Source organism: Methylomonas sp. MS20, from assembly GCF_050275925.1.
GTDB lineage: Bacteria > Pseudomonadota > Gammaproteobacteria > Methylococcales > Methylomonadaceae > Methylomonas > Methylomonas koyamae_A.
This window is the reverse complement of sequence record NZ_CP189962.1, coordinates 48,513-68,190: the sequence shown is the minus strand read 5'-3', so window position 1 is coordinate 68,190 and position 19,678 is coordinate 48,513. Positions and strand designations below refer to the sequence as shown.

Genomic DNA, 19,678 nt, shown 5'->3' with positions numbered 1-19,678 from the left:
TCGCTATTTTAATGCATGGTGATTTGTTGTTAAGCGCTTACGACATAATGCCCTGGATTATAGGACAAGCAATGTCGTATACATTACGTTATGCACATAGTAAGGAATACAAATGAACGAAATTCTCGAAAAAGCGTTTACCTCTTTATCTACCACCTGCAATAAGACAGCATTACACCCCAACGATGAGGATCGAATTAAAGTAACTCTTCGAGCACTTCATCAAAATGACATTGAAATAGATGTATCTAGTCTTCAGTCTTGGCTTTTAGAAAACGGCTGGCAGCAAAAACCAGTAAAAAATGTAGTTTCGTGGGCAACGGCAGTTTCTAGTGGCGGAAGAGTTCAGCTTAAAAACAAAGCAACTGCACCTACGGAGAAAGAAGTTTGGGAAAGATTAAATGCATAACATGGCGCTCAAAGGGATGTGCCGCCTCATGACGGTTTTAAAGTTTTGTAATTTATCAAGCTTTGGGGCTTCGTTTAGCGTCCGTGAGCGGCACGCCCCTTAGCTCGGCGTTAGGCATAAAAGATGGATCATACAGAAGCTGAAAGGCAGGTCTACTTGACGATTCGGGCATATCTTCTTGCAAACGGTGATCGTGACAATGCCGTTGATCGACTAACAGAAGAAGGCTTGTCAAGAGTAGCAGCCGGATTACGAGCAGATTTGGTTCCAATGGCATTTGGCTGGGGCTTGCTAAAGAAGATGGGAGTGAAGCGGTTCCCATCTGAATTCGATCTTTTGGATACAGGCGAGAAGGTCAAAGTGTCAGACAGCCATGTGTTTACAACTGCCCTTGGCTTTGCTTTAGGAGTTTTCGAAAACGGATACACAGAGATATTCAGTAAAAGGGTCGTAGAAATGCTTGTTTCCAATTCAGCCGAAATTGATGCACTAAACAAGGCGCTTAATGCTGAGCCTGAATTAGAACTCTCTAAAATATCATTGTCATCTTCATTGTTCGGTTATTCGGCAGAAGAATATGCAGCAAATGCCTAACATGTCGCTCCACCCGACCAAAAACCGCTACGCGGTTTTCGTCGGGTGAGCTTGGCGTTAGGCATAAACCGCATGACGACCTCTCAAACAACCATGGACTTTCTCCTAGACCAACTCTCGAGTCTAGGCCAAGTATCCGCAAAAAAGATGTTTGGGGAGTACTGTTTGTATTTGGCGGGGAAACCCGTCGCACTAGTCTGCGACGATCAGCTGTTTCTAAAACCCACGAGTACTGGCCGAGGGTTTATTTCACAGGTAATTGAAGGCTCTCCTTATCCCGGAGCAAAACCCCACCTTTTAGTTACCGCAGACTTGTGGGAAGACAGAGACTGGCTAAGCCAGTTAATTCAGGTTACGGCAAATGAGCTCCCCCAACCCAAGCCCAAGAAGAAAAATGCCTAACGCGAATAAGGTTAGATGGTGCGAGCGCAACGCGCGAAGCCACCATCTGAACCGATTGTCGGACAAGCCCTGGGTTCGGTAGGTCACTTTAATATAAGAAAATAGCTTTTCGGTGTTTTGGGCGGTTGCGGTCTGTTTATGACGTTGCTTTCAAAAAACAGACCGCAGTGATCGTGATGGCGGTTAGGCCTCTCTATCGTCTTGGGCTGCAACCCTTTGAGCTTGAGGTGTTTAAGATGGCTTTGATAGTTTGGCTTGAAATCGGATTCGGGTGATGGTGTCATTGACGAGTAACCTCATGATTCGTCGTGGAATGTCCACTCTTAAAGAGGGCGTGAGGTTACATTTTATGAACTACCTGCCAATCGGGATATTCTCCGCGTTAGCGGCTTCGTCCAACATGGCGCTCAATCGGAGCGCGGTTATAATGCGGCTTTATTCCTCAGCTTTCTGTGTCGCGCCCGGTTAGCTCTACGTTAGGCACCTCAAATTTTCCGGAGCTACTATGTCACGCCCATTTCTCGGTCGATCAGCCATCGTAGATATCATCGAGGATGAAGAGCGCACGAATGCCGTTCAAAAGCGTAAAGGACTGATGAATCATCCGGTGCGCTTTACGGTATGTGGTTACCCAGATCCGAACCGTGGTGGCTGGCATAACATTAATGCGGATCGCACGGTTCCATCGTCTGGTGAGTGCGAGGCACTTCTCAAAGCGGATAATGTCGCGAGTAAGTCCAAGAAGCCTAACAAAGGTAAGGGACCGACAAGTTCCTACACATTAATATTTTGGTACCTTATAAATACAATACATAGGAAAGTAGAAAACTTATGATTAAAAAACTATTATCAACTGCAACGCTTATGTCATTTCCCTTGCTGGCGGCAGGGGCAAATACAGCAACAGATACAACGACCATCCTTATTATTAATGAGTCATCAAGTATACTTACTTACAACCCATCATATTGGGATGAGCCTAGAGAGCTAATTAATGCTAATTTTGGTGGATTAGTTCGGGTCTTACAAACTGATTACTATATCGATACTAAGTATGACGGTACTCCAAGTTATGAGCCTTTAACTTTACGTAACATTAGTATAAATTTTCCAACATTAGATCTTCCACCTGAAGTATCTGGTTTCAGTCCTATATATAGCATCGGTCCTTTTAACATGTTTGGCACAGAAATATCCGGTTTTGAGTGGAATTTTTGCGCTCTTGAAACCGCAATGGGATATATGTGCTCAAATACAACTTTGCATTGGGGCGTTCCTGAAAGTCTTGTGGGCACATTTGATGGCACACATCTTATAATCGACGGGTATCTATCGCATGACTGGTCAGGAGGTTACTATAGCTTTCACGTCGAGGCGTCACCAGTGCCACTACCAAGTGCTTTAGCACTATTTGCCAGTGGCATTGCCGCAGCATTTGGAATGCTAAGATTCAAAGCATCAAATAAGCCCGCGTAGATACTATTAGCGATAGCATAATCGGAGGAATGTTGGTTTGAATTGTGCGAACACAAGCTAATCCCAGTAGCCCGTTGCAAAAGTGAAATCGCCGTCCAACCCCTCATTCAAGCGGGACGCCTCACGGCACACCTTAATTTAAGCGTTAGGCCAGGAATATTTATGACCACAGCCGCTTCAAATGCAAAAAGTAGTATTGAGGTAACAGTTACGCACAACCCTTTTGCGTTCTTCTATAAAGCACTCGCTGCTACGATTACGATCAACGGAAATATAGAACGCAAACCTTGGGGGAAATATGTCTATGATTTACCTCCCGGAGATTACGAAGTCGCTGCATCCTATCCATGGATTTTGCGCGAATGTGGTAAAAATTCCGTTCGTTTTACTCTAGCGCCAGGTCAAACAAAAAAAGTTAGATATTGCGCCCGGTTAATACGCTTCATTCCTGGCGCCATCAGCGTTGCTTGAAACTCAATACTAACCCGCATGTTGTTTCAAAATAAAAACCAACCGCAATCGAAGAACCACTCACATGCCCGCTTGCGCGAAAAGTTGAGTAGGCCGGTGAATTAAGACGTTATGCAGTAATAACCCAACTTACCTCGGAGTCATGGTTATGAGTGAAGATAGAACAATGCGCACTTCCAGAAACTTGCCATACACGCCCAAGGAAATATACCGCGCTTTTGCGTCGGCTGATTTGTTGGCTTTATGGTGGGGGCCTGAAGGTTTTTCCAACACCTTTGAAATTTTTGAGTTCACTGAAGGTGGTCGCTGGAAGTTCATCATGCACGGCCCTGATGGGAACAACTATCCCAATGACAGTTTCTTCGAGGAACTTGTACCTGATACCAAAATCGTGATCCATCATGATTGCCCTCCAAACTTCAAGCTTACCGTGCAACTCATTCCTGTCAGCGAAGGTACGCACTTGACTTGGGAACAAGTATTCGAAGACGCCGAAACAGCTCAAGCCGTCAAGCAAAGGGTTGGCTCCGCAAACGAGCAGAATATTGATCGTCTGACACGTGTGCTCGGCAAAGGCCCCAATGCATAACATGGCGCTCGATCGGAGCTCGGTTTTACAACGGCTTTATTTTTCAGTTTTCCGTGCCGCGCCCGGTTAGCTTTAGACCTCACACAAACCCGCCGCGCATGCGGCCAAATAAGGGACATCACCTTGCCCGAAAGCGCCTTCTCCATCGTAAGCATTGCCGCCATGGCGGCCTGGTTGGGCCTTGCGTTCGCGGCTCCACTACGGGCCGGCCGAGCTCGCGAGAACATCTTGTTCGTCAGCGGTCGAGTAGCACCACTCCTGCTCTGCACGGCTTATGTCGCGTTTCTCGCTCGGTACTGGGGCTCAACGCCCGGCGGAGGATTTCAGTCGCTTGAGGCCGTGCAGATTCTGTTCGCCGCCCCTGGCAAGATGCTCGGCGCTTGGACGCACTTTCTCGCCTTCGACCTTCTCGTCGGCAGGTGGTTGGTCGACGACGCCTCGTCCGAAGGCAATTCCCGCCTTCCGCTTGTTATCGCCCTGCCCACCACGTTCCTGTTTGGCCCGCTCGGACTATTGCTTTACCTGGCAAGTCGAGCGCTACTCAGCGCAAAGCGGGCGCGGCCGCAGTGAGGTCTACCCCACTTAGTTCAGTTAGTTATAGTAGGATTCGGCGGCCCATGGCATTCGTCGTTCGATGTCCGCAAGCGTTCGAGCCTTGCGCAGTCCTTTTGGCGCTGGCCTTGGCGCCGTTAACGGTATCGGCGAAAATCCAATTGTCGCGGCCAATCCGGAAGGGGCGAATGGCGCGTTCGACGGCATTGTTGTCGAAGTCCAGCCGCCCGTCTTCGCGATAGACGGTGAGCGCTGCCCAATGCGTGCCCGGTACGCCAAGGCTTTGCCGATCAGGCCGCTCGGTAAGACTTGGGTTATCCGATTAAGGCGCGCAACTGACGACCAACTCGTCGCTGAATTGGCCGACTTCAACATCCTTGACCACATAAACCGCCGTATAACGCCGTAACTCCGGCTTGCCGGCAATCAACAGCGGACGGTTATCGACATAGCGGGTTAGCGTATCGCGCGCTAAAAACAAAAACTCGCTATCGTTGTCGCGTTGCGAATAAATATTGATGCCGTCGCTTTTGGACTTTTGAAAACTCAACACCACAATACCGCCGGTCTGATCGACCGCCTTCAAAATCGGTTTGGCATCCGATAAATCCGTACTGATTTCCGCGCCGACGATACCCAGCAGATTGCCGAGCGCATCCGTGTAACTGGGATGAGATTTGATACGCCGAGCCAAAGCTCTTACCTTATCCTCCAATTGATTGCGATACGCTTGTTTCTCGGCGGTGGCATGATGAGAGGCAGCCGCGGCAATATTGGCGGCGGCCACTTTACCGTGCAGTTCCTTATTATCGCTACCGCAGCCGGCAATATCCTCATCGGATAAGCCCAGCTGCGTTTTCAAACTGGCAAGATTCAAGATAAATCGATCATGCCACATCAATAACTCGCCATCGGGACGCGGAAAATAATCCGATTTAGCGTAAGCGATCTTTGAAGGACGCACTAGAACTGAAACGGACAATGACTTAACCGTTGGCGTACGATTAGTCCGTTAGGGCGTCGAGATTCCAAGGCAACAGCGCTTCGAACTCTTCGACAGTTTTTGCGGTGGGAAGCTTTCGGAACAGATCGACCAGATAGGTGTAAGGGTCGACGCTATTGGCCTTGCAGGTTTCGATCAACGAGTAAAGATTAGCGCTGGCACGGGCGCCGGCCACCGTATCGCAAAACAACCAATTGCGGCGGCCCACCACGAAGGGGCGTATGGCGTTTTCGCAGAGGTTGTTGTCGATGGGCCAAGCGCCGTTGTCGACGAAGCGGATCAGTTTGGACCACTGCGATGACAAGTAATGCAAAGCCTTGCCCAGCAAACTACCGGGGATTACCGCATGCAGATGTTGTAGCAGCAGGGCTTCGATTTTGACCAAAACCGGTCGGCTTTGCTCCTGGCGCCGCTGCCCACGCTGTTCGACGCTCAGGTCTTCCGTCTGAGTTTCAATCGCGTACAGTTCACCCATCGCCGCGATAAACTGCGTCGCCAGTTGCTCCGGGCCGCGCGCGGCTTTAGGAATGGCGGCTTCGGCCTCGACAAAATAACGCCGCGCATGCGCCCAACAGCCGAGGTGAATCGCACCCCGGCTGGCTGCAATGGCGTTATACACCTCATAGCCGTCGCTCATCAGTACCGCGCCGGGTTTGATGCCTTCATACAACGGCTGCGCATGCGTTCCGCCGCGCCCCGGCGTGTAGCTGAACAGCCGAATCGGCGGTCCGGAGCCGGTCATTTGTGCCCACAGATAGCTTTTGCTTTGCGCGGCTCGGCCGGATTCTTTGAGCACTTGAACCACGGTTTCGTCGCCCAGGATCAGATCGGCATCGAGCAGATGGTCGCGCAGCAAGTTGATGATGGGTTGCACTGCGTCGCCAACCCGCACCATGCTAGCCGCCAGCGTGTTGCGCGACAGATCGCCGCCGAAACGGCTCAACAGCGCGGCTTGCCGATACAGCGGCAGGCTATCCTGGTATTTGGCGGTGACGACCCAGGCTAATGCCGTTTCGGTGAGTAAGCCTTTGGGGATGATGCGAACCGGTGCCGGCGTCACGCGAATGCTTTCATCGCAGCACGGGCAGGCATATTTGACGCGGTGATGTTGAATGACTCGCACCTGTTGCGGCACGATGTCGAGCTGCTCGCTGATTTCAGCGCCGATTTCCACCAGACGAGTACCGTCATGCGCACAGATGCGTTCGGCTTCCGCTAATTCATGGCGCACGATCTCACGCGGCAGATGCGGATCGAGCGGTTTGCGACCGCGTTTCTTACGGCGGTGACCGGCCACCTCGACCGCTTCGGGCGTGGCTTCCTCGGCGATTGGAGCACCGTTCGGCGCCAACACTTCGGCTTCGTTCAGGAACAGGTCGCGCTGGGCCGGATTGGCCCGCGCCTCGGATTTTGCGGCATACAGCCTATGCAGAAAGGCATCCACACGTTCTTTCAATAAATCCCGCTCGACCGTCACCAACCGCAGTTGACTCGCCAGCCGTTGCTGCTCGGCCAGCAAGGCTTGGTAGTCTTCGGTGGACAGCGTGATGGTGGGCGTCATGCCGTTATTTTACCGGCTTTACATCCGCGTTTCAGCCCACTTGGGTATAGGTTCGTGCCGGATGCGGCCGCATCGCGGCCAAGTCAATACCGGCTAACAACCAGTGGAGTTGCTCGACCGTCAACATCACAACTGCTGCCTCTTTCGGCCAGTGAAAACGGTCGGCTTCCAGCCGCTTGAGCATCAACCAAAAACCGGTGCGGTCCCACAACAGCAGTTTGATCCGATCCCGCCGGCGGTTGCTGAACACGTAGATGGCCGGCTCGAACGGATTCAAGCCTAATGCCTGCTCAACCAGCAGCGCTAAACCATTGATGGCCTTGCGGCCGTCGACCGGCTCGCGGTGCAGGTAGACCTTCAATCCTGCGTCGAAACGAAACATGGCAGCTCGGCCAACGCCTTCAAAATCACCGGCAGGTCGCTCAGTGCGACAGGCTGTAACGCGAGTTTAACGCCGTTGGGCAACTCCGCACTGAGCGCTGACTCAGCCGGTTTCTCTGCGCTCAGCGACTGAACGGGCACAAAAGCCGGCAACGTTAATGGACTGTTCGGATTCGGATGTCCTGTTTCTCGGTAATGCCCCATCCACTTGCGCAGCAGATTGGCATTGATACCGTATTGCAGAGCGATCTTGGCAACCGATGTGCCCGAATGCAAGCAAACTTTCACTAGCTCCCGCTTGGCTTCCGGATCATAAAGGCAACGGCCGTCTCGCCCGTGCCCCACGATTAATGGCCGCGATAATCGCGTGTTATGCTCCTTCATAGGTGTCCACCTGATTATAAGTGGACACTATCTTCGTTCCTTTCGAGCTGTTTATACAGATGCTGTTAAAGGACCGCTTACGATTTAGCCATGGGATGCTCTCCTTTTTAAAACAAAGCGATTAAAGCCATGCGGGAATCGGCGAATCCGAAAGCCGGCATAGCGGAAATGATCCATCGACGGGATTTCTAACACTAAAAATAGGTCGCGACGAATTATAGGTAAGCTCTCCGCTTCTACAAGTGCGGTAAAATGTCGCACTATTGGCCGATAAAACAGGGCGAAGGCATGAGCAATCGCCTTGTGGTCATTTCCGAAGCATCCGGGCGGGTTTCCGACGGCCGCGAAGGCGTTCCCAAAGGCTTGGAAGACGCATAAATCCAACCCGAAGGCACATAAAAATGTCCGGAAGGCACCTTCGCAACCCAGGAAGGCGCATCCGAAACACCGGAAGGCACGCTCAAACCAGCCGCAGGCACCTTCCAAAGGCCGGAAGGCAACTTCTAGCGTTTTTTATACGCCTTCGGCTTGGGTTTATATGCGGTCGGGGCTCATGGGAATGCGTTCAAGCCGATTTTATGCCGCAATTTCTGGGGGTCTCGCCGATTTTGACTGGTAAGCTTGGCTCATAAATCAATCGTGAGCCACAAGAAAACACCTTTTATTACAATCGCTTATTTTTATATATGGCACTTGGCGCCGTTGTTTGCGCTCAAGCTTGCCAGATAGAACCAATTTTGAGCCAAATGATGGGAGATGGGAAAGTACACCGATCCTATCCGTCTTGGCTAAAACTGGCCGTCCTAATCCCAGTTTCAATACCACTCTAATGTGTGACGCATCATGCCTGTCGTCTAATACGTTCAGAGCGAGTAGACCTTGGACTTGCAACGCTTCGGCGTATACCTCCATGGCATTTTGTCTGTCACGAGCCAGAGAAAAAAACTTGCCCAGAGTATCGATGGCATCTTGTTGTTAGCCTTTCTAAGGTCAGCATCGTAAATTCATGAAAGTGGGATGAGTCATGATGGGCTTATCATGATTTTGTCTATACAATAACCTGATGAGATTGACTTTTGATCCCGCCAAGAACGCCCGAAATATCCAGGAACGCGGTTTGCCTTTCACTATGGTCGAAAACTTCGCTTGGCAACATGCCTTGATCATGGAAGACACCCGCCAGGATTATGGTGAACGGCGCTTCAGAGCATTCGGCAGGATTGAAGACCGTCTTTTTGCCGTGGTGTTTACAACCCGTGACGATGCCCTGCATATCATCAGTTTTAGAAAAGCGAATAAACGAGAGGAAAAACGCTATGGCCAATCGAATTAACCCCGCTTCGCTCGACGAGGATAACCCGGAATGGACAGAACAAGACTTTGCCCGCGCTCGCCCGTCATCAGAGGTGCTACCGGAACTTTTTGGTGAGGAAATCGCAGCTGAAATGCTAAAACCCAAAGGCGGCAGGCCGCGCAAGGCTAATCCCAAAGTATTTACCGCCATTCGTCTGGATGCCGATATTGTCGAGGCTTTCAAGGCAACCGGAAGCGGCTGGCAAACCCGCATCAATGACGCCCTGAAAACGTGGTTGAAAGAACACCCGGAAAATAGAACGGGCTGATTTTCATCATGGTCACAACGCCTTCAAGTCGTTACGTTACTATTACGTATGACAGCTCTTGAATAGATAGCTGCCTTTACGTATTTACCTGTAAATGCTTTATGCAATACTTGACCCCGTTTCTGTGCTCCCTAGAAGCCATTTGACCTTGAAAGGGACTCATATAAAGTACTTTGTAACTTAAATAGCAACATTGTTTAGAAGCGAATACCAAACTGAAGGTGGAATCGGTGTTTGAAAATGACGATAAGCAATGAGATCTAGCCCAATAAGTTGTTCCTTGGCTGCCGGTGAGTCAAAGAGAATTTTTCCAAAATCAGATTCCCGAATCATATTCATCTGTTTTCTATATTCTGCTGCCGTTGGTGGCAAATGGATTGGCGCTTCGGTCGCACCGGAATCGAAATGAGCCGTCTGGAAATAGAGATATTGATATAGGTCTTTTTCAGGATGCCAGATTTGGATACATACATTAGGGTATGCATCTTTAACATTTTCCGCTAACACCTACACCTATCTGGTGGCGTTGTTCCGCCAGTTACCCCAGGCCAAAACCGTCGAAGACTTCGAGGCATTGCTGCCTTGGCATTTCAACAATTCAATAACCTAACAAACCCGTAACGCTCTGTTCGGAAAATCAATGACGGGGTTCATAAAGCGCTTACGCATAACGGTGAGGTAACCGGCCCTGCGCAACTTCATCACTAAGCATCCGGAGGGTGAATGCATTAAACCTCCATAGCGGCTTTCTTCAACGCTGACGTTAACTCTCGTGCAAGCTGAACGTAATGGACCACTGACTCGGCCGGAGGATTGAAATCTGGGTCATGTACTGCGTTGTTTCGAAGGGATCGGAGATCGTGAAAAAGAGCAACGTAATTGAAGTCAAGGATTTCTGCCCTTTGAATTTCTCGCATCAATGGTAAAACCCCTCTGATTGGTCGAACCGCTGGCCGAGCGAGCCCTTTAACTTCATGGAGCCATTGGATTGCGGCTTCAACCTCAAGCCAAGCAGATAAGATTGTTCCTCTTGGATTGGCAGCGGCACCCTCGATAGCAGCAGGCGTTACCGCTTGAGCATCGGGTGTTCGCTCAATCTCAACTTCCTCTTCAGTTTCTCTCAACTGATCAGCAAACTCTGCTTCCGCTGCGCCAGCTTTGAGACGCTTAAGACGAGCCAGGAGAATTGCCAGTTCTTTCTTGAAATAATGGGCAATAAAGACTGCGGCGATGGGCCAAGCAATGCTGGAAAGAATTTTTGCTATCGCTTCGAGTAACTTTTCAAGAGACGTTGGTTCGGAATGCCCATCCGTCGCAGACTTTTCGACCATGGGGTCACCGACATATTGAGTCACTGTTGCCGAACCGCAAAAAACGGTCACTTCATGGACGTTTGGTTTCGCTGAAGAGGCTGTTACATTCTTCCGTGCTTGGGGGCGTGAAGGACAAGCCTTGGCTTCTTCAGCACACACCGAGAAAGAGGCGAGCACAAAGGCCGCAATAGCGAAGACAATTTTTATAAGAGACATAGACCTCAAGGTACGATCATGGGTTTGACAGCTAACCAATAAAGAAGTGTTTCAGTAAATTACCAAGCAAAATCTCATTTGAGCGATAACTGATTGGTTGGTATAGAACTTCCTACACGGTATATCATTCGGTGATCAGAAATAATGGCCAAATATGGCCCGACCAACGCCCTCGGTGCATTGAAACAGCATGCGGTAACGTTCAGGCTGAGCGCAGTATTAGGTTTTGTTCGTTAGTAGTTCAAGGGTATCCGGATCCACTCGTTCTGTATCGAAAGCAACTACATTGCCTTCGGGATCGTAAAGAACACCATCTCGTTGCCTAAGAAATACACCATCTTCGATCAACATCTCGACAGCGGCAAAGTAGGCCGAGGTTTCACACCCCAATTCTGCACATACCTTTTTATTTATTCCCGGCTTCCAGGGTTGAGGTGGTAGCAAAGCTCGTACCCTTTCAACAAATTCGCTAGTAATAACGGGGCGTAACGGAGTTCGGCACGACGGCTGGTAAATTACAGGTTGGGTGTTCGAGAGCGCCTTCCCGCCCGTTATACCAAACGTGCTTGCCGCCTTTTCACATGCTGCAAGCACATTCTTACGCGATGTCCAGCCTCCCATTCGAGCGCTCGCGGATTCTTGGGCATTCAGTTGATGCCAAACCTGCTCGATTGCTTGGGGCGTAATTTGGGAGACATCTAAGGTGGCAAGCTCTGTGGCCGAATACGTAAACTTGCGAAAGTGTTGTGCCAAAACCAAAAATGCCGTCACATAGCGCCAACCTTTAAGGAACCTGTCTGTTGCTTTCCCTTGTGGTCGCAGAATCTCCAACTCGATATCGACTTTCTTCAGGAGCTGAACAATCCTAGGCCAGACATCGAGCTGTACTGCCTCATCAAAGACAGCCTCGTAAGTTTCCGTTGATCTCATGAACTTGGATCTGAGTGAAGCCGCAATGTGTGGTTTCTTGAGCATGAGAGCGACATAGCCGGCGGCTGCATATAGTGGAGTCACCAACTCGGCAGGAGGGTGCCCTTGGTTTGCGTAAAAGTTTTTCCTTCGCTCGTAGAACAGTCCATGCCGCAAAAAGACATCCTCAATATCTCGTTGAATTTTGTCAGTAGCGTGGAGCGAAGCCAACTCGACGTCTGTTTGGTTGTTTGTTGCGCGAATAATGGCGTCACGTATGGCTTCGTCTTTTGTGACAATCACCTTTACCAGGACACAACGATCATCAAGACTCCCCGGTTCTTGCTCAAAGTGTCTAAAAATTGACTCCGTTGTTTGAAGGCCATTAACGATTTGAATATCACTTACTTGGATTGATTTGCCTGTAATCGCAGCAGAAGTAGCCAGAACAGTCACACCATTGTTTAGCCACCAGAAATCAGGCGAATTCTTGTTATCGAGCGTTACCTTTATGTCTTCATTCACGCGATTGAGACCCATGAAGTCTCTGACATTGGACTCAAATAGGTAGCGCCGGAGCTTTCCTCCATCGGAAATGAATTTATAGTAGTCGGAAAGTCGTGCAAGAACCACATAACGTTCGCCTTTTGACAGTGCCTCGACGAATGGTAACTCCAACGAGTAGTTTGGAAATTTTCGATGGAGTTCTACAAGCTCAGTAGCGCCGACGAAGGTGAAATTGGATGTACAGGATCGAAAGCTATCTTCTGCAAGCAATGCTATTTGTCGTCCGCGGGCTGCAACCTCGTCACCAATTTCACCAGTGTCCCCACGCGATGCGTAGTACACATTAACTGTAAAGTTTGCGAGTCGTGGCGAGAGCTTTCTATATGCGAACTTCAGGTTTCCACGCATACGCAGCAGGTCTTCGGAATACCCTCCTTTTAGCTCTACGTCATCAATTGAAAAATCTAGCAACTCTGTAAGAGTTGCAATAAGTGAGTCTAATGTTGCTTGCTTAAAGGTATCGTGATGCTTGCAGCTAATCAGAACTAGCTTAAGCTCTGAGTTGGAGCGGGGCCATACAAAAGATTCGACATCCTGTAGCAGATGACCATTTACTAGGATGAAAAAACCATCGATTCCACCGTCCCCCCTTCCGTCAATTGATCCGTAAAGAATCTCATCAGTCGAGAGATCGAATTCTTTTAGGATTTGCTCCAATGCGAGGTACTCAAACGCCTCATCACGCTTTTCCGATGGTTGTTTGCTTACAACACGATCGTCAATAATTCCATCTAATAGAAGTCGGTCGTTCTTTGCCATGCTGCGGATTTTGATGAATAAGTTACCAATGAATTCGTTAACTGCATATCCAATCTAAAAATGCACAGCTGAGCGAGAATTTATTTTTTGCATTTATGACTGGTGACGGTCAAGTTGCTGCCATTGAATCACTTCGGAAGACAGGCCGCAACGGGTCGATAGCGACAGTTCGAGTTATCAAAAATCCTCGCTCTGTACTGTCGCAAACATATTGGAATTGGGGATGGTTTGGGGTGGAATATTGCGCTGGTATAGGCCGGGAATATGCAGTGGCATTCAGTGCACAATTGAATCAATATGGCTGCTGTAGACTGCTTTTGCCAGAATTGACCGACACACTATGTGCATTTTTTCCATTCCCTTAGATTTTTCCCTATCAAACCAAAAATCCTGACAATCAAAATCAATTTAGGAGAGCAGGTACCATCCCAAGAAAGGGCACCTGCCTCGCGAGTGCTCAGTTTGAAATAAATGAGCAAGTACTGTCGGATTTTTTCATTTTTTGTGTCATTAGTTTTTCACTCATTTGGCACAGTTTTCACTTTTTGTGTCACTCGACAGCTCGAAACCGGCCAACGATCTGGCGTATCGCCATGCGTTTGGATTTGAGCGCTTCCGACGGTTTCATGATTTTCAATCGGCATGTCAGATCTCATAATTTGTGATGGCGGGAATTTACCCCCATTGAATTCAATAGCTTACAGGACTAGCAAAACGGATTTTGAACACACTAAAGTTGTACTTATAGTGACATTCAATCGAGATCAAGCCTTGCCACTCATTGGAGTTTCTCTCTTTCAGATTCTGGTCAGCCAACCTCCAGAAGATCCCAGGCGCGCTCATCCTCTTAAACCTATTCTATCCGGCCCGGGGGTTAGGCATATTGCATGATCCTAGTCTCCCCAACAACCGAGATTACGGCTTGTCTGTAAAAAATGAAAGAGATCAATTCCCCCACAGCTTCATGAGCCGGCTTTTTAGCCATGTGACCGGATTATTGTCGAATTCTTCAGGGAGCAAACCCATTTTTTTCAACGACGATTGACAGAGTTGAATGTATTCCTGCCGCTTCAGCATTTCTTCGCTTACGGCGGCCTTGATTTGCGGATAACGGCTTAACAGGTCCGCAAAGCAATCCTCAGGTATTGTAAACAAAACAACTTCGCCGACGGCGCGCATCGATGTCGGATAGGGAATCTTCAAAAGCAAGGGCAGTTCGCCGAAAAAATCGCGATGTTGCAGGCTAAACAAGCGCTGACTGACTTTCTCGTTCTCGAATATCGCATCGACCTCGCCTTTGAGCATGACGCAGAAAAATGGAAAGTATTCGTCCTGTTTAACCAAAATGTCGCCAGGATTGAAATAACGCGGCGAGCCCTGTTCTATCAGTTCGCGTATTTCCAGTTCATCGAAATACTGAAAATAAGGCAGCTCAATGAGAGCATTGTGTATGGACGGCATGCTTGCCGCTTCCGGCGAACCGTTGATCAGGTTGGTGGCCGCATCGGTGACCGGGTAAAGGTTCCGGTTATTCGTCGGATGATAGGGAATTTTAATGGCATGCAGTCGAAATAAGTATTCAATCCGAAAGTTTAACGCACTTCTGATCAGGCTACGTTGATCGATATGATCGGTCCAAACCCACAGTTCGAAATTCAACCCGATATCGCCAAACCCCTGAAGCAAGGCTTTGGGTGCCGGATCGCTTAATACGTTGGGTTCCTGGCCGGCGGCTTTCAATAACAACTCGGTTACCAATACCAGATTGCTGTGCTGTTCGACCACAAGTGGAATTTCAACCCGCCCACGCTTGGCTTGATACCCCCATTTTTCCACGATATTGTTGGTGAGCTGAACATTGGGAATGATCAGTTCCGAACCTTGGAACGATGTAATCACGGTCGAGCGCAGAAAAATATCCCGGATGCGTCCTTCGCCACCGGCAAAATAAATAAGATCGCCCACTTTTAGTTTGCGTTCGCTCATCAAGGTAATGCCGCTGGCAATGTTCTTGGTGATGTCTTGCAAGCCAAAACCGACCGCGACTCCCAGGCCGCCGAAAATGAGCGCCAGTGTCTCGAATTTGATGCCCATGACTTGCATGATCGCTACGACACCAACCGCCAACAGCGTAAAACCGGCGAGATTGGCGATCAGTTTGCGATCGCCTTCGTTGACAACCAGGCCGACCAACAAGCGCGTATTCAGGATATGGCGTATCCAGCGGACGACCAACAGCATCAACCCTAGACACAGCGTGAATTTAGCCAACCAAATGACATTGACCGATTGCGTACCCAGCGTAAATATTGGCGTTTCAAAGAATAGGAAAGGTTGGGACAGCAAGGCGGATGAATCCATAGCCATAAATTAACTTAGTCGTAAAAACCGGAAAAATTTCCCCGATTATGGGGCAAACTCGCCGGCAATTGCATCAACCAACTGCAACGGAACCCGTTTTTAGAATACCGCGTTGAATTGGGTACGGACGTAGTCGGTATCCCGTCCTCCCGCTTCGGTAATCACCTGTTCCGCAAAAAAATGGCTGTAACTAAAACCAAGCGAAAAATGCTTATCGATTTCCCACTCTATATTGGTGGAAAGGGCTTGGGTGACAAATCGACCGTTAGTCCCTAGCGTCTGCTCCAATGGGTTGAGTCCTCGCGTATATACCGCATCGTTTTTTGATAATCGCCAGTAAAAATTCCAATCAACGGACAGCCGGATGCCCGGCAGCGGCTGCAAGGAGAGATTCGGCATCACATTAAAAAAATTCTGCGGCGCCAGTATCGCCGCTTCCTCAAAATACGACAGATTGGGGTATAAGGGATTAAAGGTATTCAGCTGCCGGTCTTTGGCATTCCTGTCGCCACTGGCAATATTGGCGCTTAAACCCAAGCGCGGTCGCCAGCTTGGGGTGGCAAAGGTATAGCCGGTGTTGGATGCCGCAGTCCAGGCATTGATAGTCAAAGGTCCGAAGCTGCCGATTTGGTAAATGCCTTCAAAATTCCAGTCCCAGCCAAACCGCTTGCCGAACACCCGGCTGCCGAACGAATGGCGGGATTCGTCGGCGATGGTGTTTTGATAATGGGCTTCTTTACGTTGCAGGCCAATGTAATAGATTTCGGCATCGGTTGGCTTGAACGACCATTTGCTGTTCAACCCCCAGAGTTTTTCTTGGGTATTTCCCTGGTCGTCGAAAGTCGCCGGTGTTATCGCCACTTCTTCAAAACCGAACGCATCCAGGTCCAGATAGTCGTTCTTTAGCGAAAGCCGCATGCCATCGAAAGCTCGCCGCGCATTTTGGCCTTCACGTGCGCTGATTAAACGGGACGAACCCAGCGCAAACTCTTGCCTCCCCACTCGAGCGGTCACGGCTTGAAAATGCAAGTCGATAAAACCCTGCTGTAAATCCGCGCTATCGTTATCCAATGGCCCTTTCCGCAACCCCAGGTTATTAGACAGATAGCTGCCCAATTGCACAAAGGCCCTCAAGTGTTCGGTGACATGGAGATCGGCATGCAGCAAAAAGCGATGCAAAAATTGCTGGCCGTCGGCGTGTGTTTTCAGGCCGAACAAATCGTTGTCGTAGCTATTGAAACGTTCCCGAAAATTTCCGCCCAAGGATAAATACACGTCCTCGCGGTCGGCGGTCAGCGGCAGGTATTTGAGCGATTCATAGCTGCTCCGCCGAGTGTGCTTGGCAAGGTATTGGTAATTTTCCTGCCAGCGGTTGCTGTTAAAACCCGGCTCGGTCTCTTGCGCGATCCCTACGGTGCTAACCAGCAATAAGGCCAATGGCATGAGTCCGGGTTTCATTGGCAATGACCTCATTCGCGGTTTTGCATGAAGGCGAGCCGCTACTAGTAGGCAAAACAGCCGCAGCCCAGTGCCCACGGATTGTCAAACTGTGCTTGTTTTCCAGCATTGTCCAGCCCCAACCAGCGAGAGAGCTTGCCGTCGTGGCCTGGGTGATGACCGTGAATCGCACAGGTGTGCGCTGCGCATGAAGCGGCAGGTAACGCATAATGCGTTTGCGGTGTTTGATGGCCGCCAAAATAGCGCACTGGAGACCAATCCGGACTGGCTGGCGGCAACGGCGTATCGAACCGGCTGAAATCATCCGCCGCGTAAACAATCCTCCCGCCTACCATGGTCAGCAGCGAGCTAATGGCCTTGATGGTCTCGTCGGCGACGGTCATGAAATCGTGCGATGTCACGATCAGGTCGGCATACATGCCTGGCGACAACGCGCCTTTTACCGTCTCTTCGTTCGATTTATAGGCGCTGCCGGCGGTCCACAGACGCAAGGCCTCTTCGCGTTCCAGGCAATTGCTCTCGCCGTAGAGCGGCAACCCGCCGACCGTTCTGCCTGTTACCAGCCAATACAAAGAGACCCAGGGATTAAAACTGGCAACCCGGGTGGCATCGGTGCCGCCGCCTACCGGGATGCCCATTTCCAACATTTTTCGCAGCGGCGGAGTATGCTCGGCTGCCTTTTTACCGTAGCGGTCTACAAAATATTCGCCTTGAAAGGCCATGCGGTGCTGTACCGCAATGCCGCCACCCAACTGCTTGATCCGCGCCAGATTTATTTCGCTGACGGTTTCGGCATGGTCGAAAAACCAGCGCAAATCGTCGAAACGGGTGTCGCGATCAATCGCCTCGAACACATCCAGCGCCCGGTCTATGGTTTCGTCGTAAGTAGCATGCAACCGGAACGGCCAGCGATTCTCCACCAAAAACCGAACCACGTCGCCCAGCTCTTTTTCCATGCTGGCCGCCATATCCGGGCGGGGTTGCAGAAAATCTTCGAAATCGGCGGCGGAAAATACCAGCATCTCGCCCGCGCCATTCTGGCGAAAGTAACTGTCGCCGCTGTAGGGTTTGACAACGCCGGCCCATTTCTGAAAATCCGCCAGCTCACCGCCCTTGTTTTGGGTAAACAAGTTGTAGGCGATGCGGACGGTCATCTGTCCGTCTGCATGCAGTTGTTCGATCACCTGGTAGTCTTCCGGGTAATTTTGAAAACCGCCGCCGGCATCGATGCAACTGGTCACGCCCAAACGATTCAACTCGCGCATGAAATGCCGGGTGGAGTTGATCTGATCGTCCAGCGGCAATTTCGGCCCCTTGGCCAAGGTCGAATACAAAATCATCGCATTGGGTTCGGCAATCAACATCCCGGTCGGATTGCCGTTGGCGTCGCGCTGAACTTTGCCGCCGGGCGGATCGGGCGTGTCTTTACCGATGCCGGCGGCGCGCAACGCGGCGCCGTTCAATAACGCCCGATCATAGAGATGCAGGATAAACACCGGCGTATCCGGCGAAACGGCGTTGATTTCCGCCAGGGTCGGCATCCGCCTTTCTTTAAATTGAAACTCGCTCCAACCGCCAACCACCCGCACCCATTGCGGCGCCGGCGTTCTGGCCGCTTGCAGCTGCAGCATCGCCAAGGCATCGGCGATGCTGCCAACGCCTTCCCAGCGCAGCTCCATGTTGTAATTCAAGCCGCCGCGAATCAAATGCAGGTGCGAGTCGTTCAAGCCCGGCAGGACCCGTTTACCGTGCAAATCAATGGCGACGGTATCGGCGGTCGCCAGCGCCTGGATCTGTGCATCCGAGCCTAACGCAAGAACTTTGCCGGCGGCGATGGCGATCGCGCTGACCTCCGGCTGTACTGGATCCAGTGTCGTGATTTTGCCATTAAATAAAATGGTCTCCGGGCTAGAAGGATTCATATGCCACGCACCTCATCAACTGTATTTATCAGGGAAACGCATTCAATTCGCCGCCGTTTATTGATTAACTTTGTGCGGATATTTGGCGCGTTGCCCATAGTCGTGCACCAGGCTGGCCGCATAGTCGATACCCATGCCGTACGCGCCAAAATGTTCGCGGGCAATATCCGTTGTGCCGACATAGGTTTCTTTACGACTCCAATCGCGTTGCAGTTCCAAAAGCACCTGCAGCGAGGTGATCGACTCCGCACCATGTTGTTCGGCGCGCCTGATGGCGGCATTGTGCGCTTCTACAGAAGTACCGCCCGAGGCATCGGTATTCATGATGACTTCATAGCCTTCCGCCAGCGCGCAGATGGTTGGGAAGATCAGACAAGCTTCCGTCCATAACGCAGCCATCACCAATTTTTTCCGTCCGGTTTTTTTAACGGCGGCGACGAAGGCCTCGTCTTCCCAGCTATTCATGCTGGTACGTTCGATCGGGTCTTGCTGCAACACATCCATCAACTCGGGCCAAATATAGCCGCTGAATGATTCGGTTTCGACGGCGGTGAGAACGGTAGGAATATTGAACAACTTGGCCGTTTTGGCCATCGCGACAGCGTTGTTCTTGAGTAATTGGCGGTCGATATTGGTCACGCCAAAAGCCATTTGCGGTTGATGGTCGATAAAAATAAACGCACAATTATCGGGGGTAATAAGTTTTTCGGTGGCTGCGCTCATTGATTG

At 50.3% G+C, this 19,678-nt stretch carries 21 protein-coding genes and 2 pseudogenes; 11 read left to right on the top strand and 12 right to left on the bottom strand.

From position 1 onward, the window contains the following. Window positions 1-112 precede the first annotated feature (112 nt). The 8 genes from ACQE3D_RS00310 (at window position 113) to ACQE3D_RS00275 (ending at window position 4,511) form a co-directional block, all read left to right on the top strand. On the top strand, window positions 113-409 hold the full coding sequence (locus ACQE3D_RS00310) for a DUF1889 family protein (protein ID WP_313729417.1): 297 nt from the start codon (window positions 113-115) through the stop codon (window positions 407-409). Between the two features lie 123 nt (window positions 410-532). Next, a complete protein-coding gene (locus ACQE3D_RS00305) occupies window positions 533-1,003 on the top strand; it encodes a hypothetical protein (RefSeq protein ID WP_313729418.1) in 471 nt (156 codons plus the stop codon). Between the two features lie 72 nt (window positions 1,004-1,075). Continuing rightward, window positions 1,076-1,405, top strand: a complete 330-nt coding sequence (locus ACQE3D_RS00300) for a TfoX/Sxy family protein (protein ID WP_064024646.1) — start codon at window positions 1,076-1,078, stop codon at window positions 1,403-1,405. A 505-nt stretch (window positions 1,406-1,910) separates the two neighbouring features. Then, entirely contained in the window at window positions 1,911-2,240 is a 330-nt protein-coding gene (locus ACQE3D_RS00295; RefSeq protein ID WP_313729419.1) for a hypothetical protein, read from the top strand. Beyond that, the gene (locus ACQE3D_RS00290; protein ID WP_157197712.1) at window positions 2,237-2,881 is read left to right on the top strand and encodes a hypothetical protein; all 645 of its coding nucleotides are present in this window, start codon (window positions 2,237-2,239) and stop codon (window positions 2,879-2,881) included. The genes ACQE3D_RS00295 and ACQE3D_RS00290 overlap by 4 nt, the downstream gene beginning before the upstream one ends. Window positions 2,882-3,043: 162 nt before the next feature. Beyond that, a complete protein-coding gene (locus ACQE3D_RS00285; protein WP_313729420.1) occupies window positions 3,044-3,352 on the top strand; it encodes a hypothetical protein in 309 nt (102 codons plus the stop codon). A 148-nt stretch (window positions 3,353-3,500) separates the two neighbouring features. After that, the gene (locus ACQE3D_RS00280; protein WP_313729421.1) at window positions 3,501-3,941 is read left to right on the top strand and encodes an SRPBCC domain-containing protein; all 441 of its coding nucleotides are present in this window, start codon (window positions 3,501-3,503) and stop codon (window positions 3,939-3,941) included. 123 nt (window positions 3,942-4,064) lie between these two features. Next, entirely contained in the window at window positions 4,065-4,511 is a 447-nt protein-coding gene (locus ACQE3D_RS00275) for an abscisic acid-deficient protein Aba4 family protein (protein ID WP_313729422.1), read from the top strand. Window positions 4,512-4,536: 25 nt separating this feature from the next. Here the strand turns inward: ACQE3D_RS00275 and ACQE3D_RS00270 are convergent. The 5 genes and pseudogenes from ACQE3D_RS00270 to ACQE3D_RS00250 all read right to left on the bottom strand — a co-directional run. Further along, window positions 4,537-4,746, bottom strand: a pseudogene (locus tag ACQE3D_RS00270) (IS66 family transposase); the annotation flags it as partial. Between the two features lie 69 nt (window positions 4,747-4,815). After that, window positions 4,816-5,391: a hypothetical protein gene (locus ACQE3D_RS00265; protein ID WP_313729423.1), complete on the bottom strand. Its 576-nt coding sequence runs from the start codon at window positions 5,389-5,391 to the stop codon at window positions 4,816-4,818. Between the two features lie 106 nt (window positions 5,392-5,497). Next, window positions 5,498-7,057: an IS66 family transposase gene (gene tnpC, locus ACQE3D_RS00260; RefSeq protein WP_313728405.1), complete on the bottom strand. Its 1,560-nt coding sequence runs from the start codon at window positions 7,055-7,057 to the stop codon at window positions 5,498-5,500. A 31-nt stretch (window positions 7,058-7,088) separates the two neighbouring features. Continuing rightward, window positions 7,089-7,439, bottom strand: a complete 351-nt coding sequence (gene tnpB / locus ACQE3D_RS00255) for an IS66 family insertion sequence element accessory protein TnpB (RefSeq protein ID WP_313727828.1) — start codon at window positions 7,437-7,439, stop codon at window positions 7,089-7,091. Next, complete coding sequence (locus tag ACQE3D_RS00250; protein ID WP_231883784.1) at window positions 7,415-7,822, bottom strand: transposase; 408 nt, start codon at window positions 7,820-7,822, stop codon at window positions 7,415-7,417. Before ACQE3D_RS00250 ends, tnpB begins: the two co-directional genes overlap by 25 nt. Window positions 7,823-8,885: 1,063 nt before the next feature. Between ACQE3D_RS00250 and ACQE3D_RS00245 the strand changes: the two genes are divergently transcribed. Both ACQE3D_RS00245 and ACQE3D_RS00240 read left to right on the top strand, forming a co-directional pair. Continuing rightward, a complete protein-coding gene (locus ACQE3D_RS00245; RefSeq protein WP_313729424.1) occupies window positions 8,886-9,155 on the top strand; it encodes a BrnT family toxin in 270 nt (89 codons plus the stop codon). Next, window positions 9,139-9,444 carry a BrnA antitoxin family protein gene (locus tag ACQE3D_RS00240; protein WP_313729425.1) on the top strand — a complete coding sequence of 102 codons (306 nt, stop codon included), beginning with the start codon at window positions 9,139-9,141 and terminating at the stop codon, window positions 9,442-9,444. The genes ACQE3D_RS00245 and ACQE3D_RS00240 overlap by 17 nt, the downstream gene beginning before the upstream one ends. Window positions 9,445-9,624: 180 nt before the next feature. On the opposite strand, the gene ACQE3D_RS00235 is transcribed toward ACQE3D_RS00240, so the two are convergent. After that, entirely contained in the window at window positions 9,625-9,951 is a 327-nt protein-coding gene (locus ACQE3D_RS00235) for a hypothetical protein (RefSeq protein ID WP_313729426.1), read from the bottom strand. 1 nt (window position 9,952) lies between these two features. Between ACQE3D_RS00235 and ACQE3D_RS00230 the strand changes: the two are divergent. Next, window positions 9,953-10,054: pseudogene (locus ACQE3D_RS00230) on the top strand (transposase domain-containing protein); the annotation flags it as partial. Window positions 10,055-10,172: 118 nt separating this feature from the next. On the opposite strand, the gene ACQE3D_RS00225 reads toward ACQE3D_RS00230, so the two are convergent. From ACQE3D_RS00225 to ACQE3D_RS00200, 6 genes are all read right to left on the bottom strand, one after another. Continuing rightward, window positions 10,173-10,973, bottom strand: a complete 801-nt coding sequence (locus ACQE3D_RS00225) for a hypothetical protein (protein ID WP_313729427.1) — start codon at window positions 10,971-10,973, stop codon at window positions 10,173-10,175. Between the two features lie 219 nt (window positions 10,974-11,192). Next, the gene (locus tag ACQE3D_RS00220) at window positions 11,193-13,208 is read right to left on the bottom strand and encodes an AIPR family protein (protein ID WP_313729428.1); all 2,016 of its coding nucleotides are present in this window, start codon (window positions 13,206-13,208) and stop codon (window positions 11,193-11,195) included. A gap of 945 nt (window positions 13,209-14,153) precedes the next feature. After that, window positions 14,154-15,575, bottom strand: a complete 1,422-nt coding sequence (locus ACQE3D_RS00215) for a mechanosensitive ion channel domain-containing protein (protein ID WP_313729429.1) — start codon at window positions 15,573-15,575, stop codon at window positions 14,154-14,156. Between the two features lie 93 nt (window positions 15,576-15,668). Beyond that, on the bottom strand, window positions 15,669-17,027 hold the full coding sequence (locus tag ACQE3D_RS00210; RefSeq protein WP_313729430.1) for an alginate export family protein: 1,359 nt from the start codon (window positions 17,025-17,027) through the stop codon (window positions 15,669-15,671). A 44-nt stretch (window positions 17,028-17,071) separates the two neighbouring features. Beyond that, window positions 17,072-18,949: an amidohydrolase gene (locus ACQE3D_RS00205; RefSeq protein ID WP_313729431.1), complete on the bottom strand. Its 1,878-nt coding sequence runs from the start codon at window positions 18,947-18,949 to the stop codon at window positions 17,072-17,074. A 57-nt stretch (window positions 18,950-19,006) separates the two neighbouring features. Beyond that, complete coding sequence (locus ACQE3D_RS00200) at window positions 19,007-19,672, bottom strand: hydrolase (protein ID WP_313729432.1); 666 nt, start codon at window positions 19,670-19,672, stop codon at window positions 19,007-19,009. Between the last annotated feature and the right edge of the window lie 6 nt (window positions 19,673-19,678).

Coding starts and splice junctions, on each gene's coding strand:
- ACQE3D_RS00310 (WP_313729417.1), top strand. CDS start 113: ATGAACGAAATTCTCGAAAAAGCGTTTACCTCTTTATCTACCACCTGC.
- ACQE3D_RS00305 (WP_313729418.1), top strand. CDS start 533: ATGGATCATACAGAAGCTGAAAGGCAGGTCTACTTGACGATTCGGGCA.
- ACQE3D_RS00300 (WP_064024646.1), top strand. CDS start 1,076: ATGACGACCTCTCAAACAACCATGGACTTTCTCCTAGACCAACTCTCG.
- ACQE3D_RS00295 (WP_313729419.1), top strand. CDS start 1,911: ATGTCACGCCCATTTCTCGGTCGATCAGCCATCGTAGATATCATCGAG.
- ACQE3D_RS00290 (WP_157197712.1), top strand. CDS start 2,237: ATGATTAAAAAACTATTATCAACTGCAACGCTTATGTCATTTCCCTTG.
- ACQE3D_RS00285 (WP_313729420.1), top strand. CDS start 3,044: ATGACCACAGCCGCTTCAAATGCAAAAAGTAGTATTGAGGTAACAGTT.
- ACQE3D_RS00280 (WP_313729421.1), top strand. CDS start 3,501: ATGAGTGAAGATAGAACAATGCGCACTTCCAGAAACTTGCCATACACG.
- ACQE3D_RS00265 (WP_313729423.1), bottom strand. CDS start 5,391: ATGTGGCATGATCGATTTATCTTGAATCTTGCCAGTTTGAAAACGCAG.
- tnpC (WP_313728405.1), bottom strand. CDS start 7,057: ATGACGCCCACCATCACGCTGTCCACCGAAGACTACCAAGCCTTGCTG.
- tnpB (WP_313727828.1), bottom strand. CDS start 7,439: ATGTTTCGTTTCGACGCAGGATTGAAGGTCTACCTGCACCGCGAGCCG.
- ACQE3D_RS00250 (WP_231883784.1), bottom strand. CDS start 7,822: ATGAAGGAGCATAACACGCGATTATCGCGGCCATTAATCGTGGGGCAC.
- ACQE3D_RS00245 (WP_313729424.1), top strand. CDS start 8,886: ATGAGATTGACTTTTGATCCCGCCAAGAACGCCCGAAATATCCAGGAA.
- ACQE3D_RS00240 (WP_313729425.1), top strand. CDS start 9,139: ATGGCCAATCGAATTAACCCCGCTTCGCTCGACGAGGATAACCCGGAA.
- ACQE3D_RS00225 (WP_313729427.1), bottom strand. CDS start 10,973: ATGTCTCTTATAAAAATTGTCTTCGCTATTGCGGCCTTTGTGCTCGCC.
- ACQE3D_RS00220 (WP_313729428.1), bottom strand. CDS start 13,208: ATGGCAAAGAACGACCGACTTCTATTAGATGGAATTATTGACGATCGT.
- ACQE3D_RS00215 (WP_313729429.1), bottom strand. CDS start 15,575: ATGGCTATGGATTCATCCGCCTTGCTGTCCCAACCTTTCCTATTCTTT.
- ACQE3D_RS00210 (WP_313729430.1), bottom strand. CDS start 17,027: ATGAAACCCGGACTCATGCCATTGGCCTTATTGCTGGTTAGCACCGTA.
- ACQE3D_RS00205 (WP_313729431.1), bottom strand. CDS start 18,949: ATGAATCCTTCTAGCCCGGAGACCATTTTATTTAATGGCAAAATCACG.
- ACQE3D_RS00200 (WP_313729432.1), bottom strand. CDS start 19,672: ATGAGCGCAGCCACCGAAAAACTTATTACCCCCGATAATTGTGCGTTT.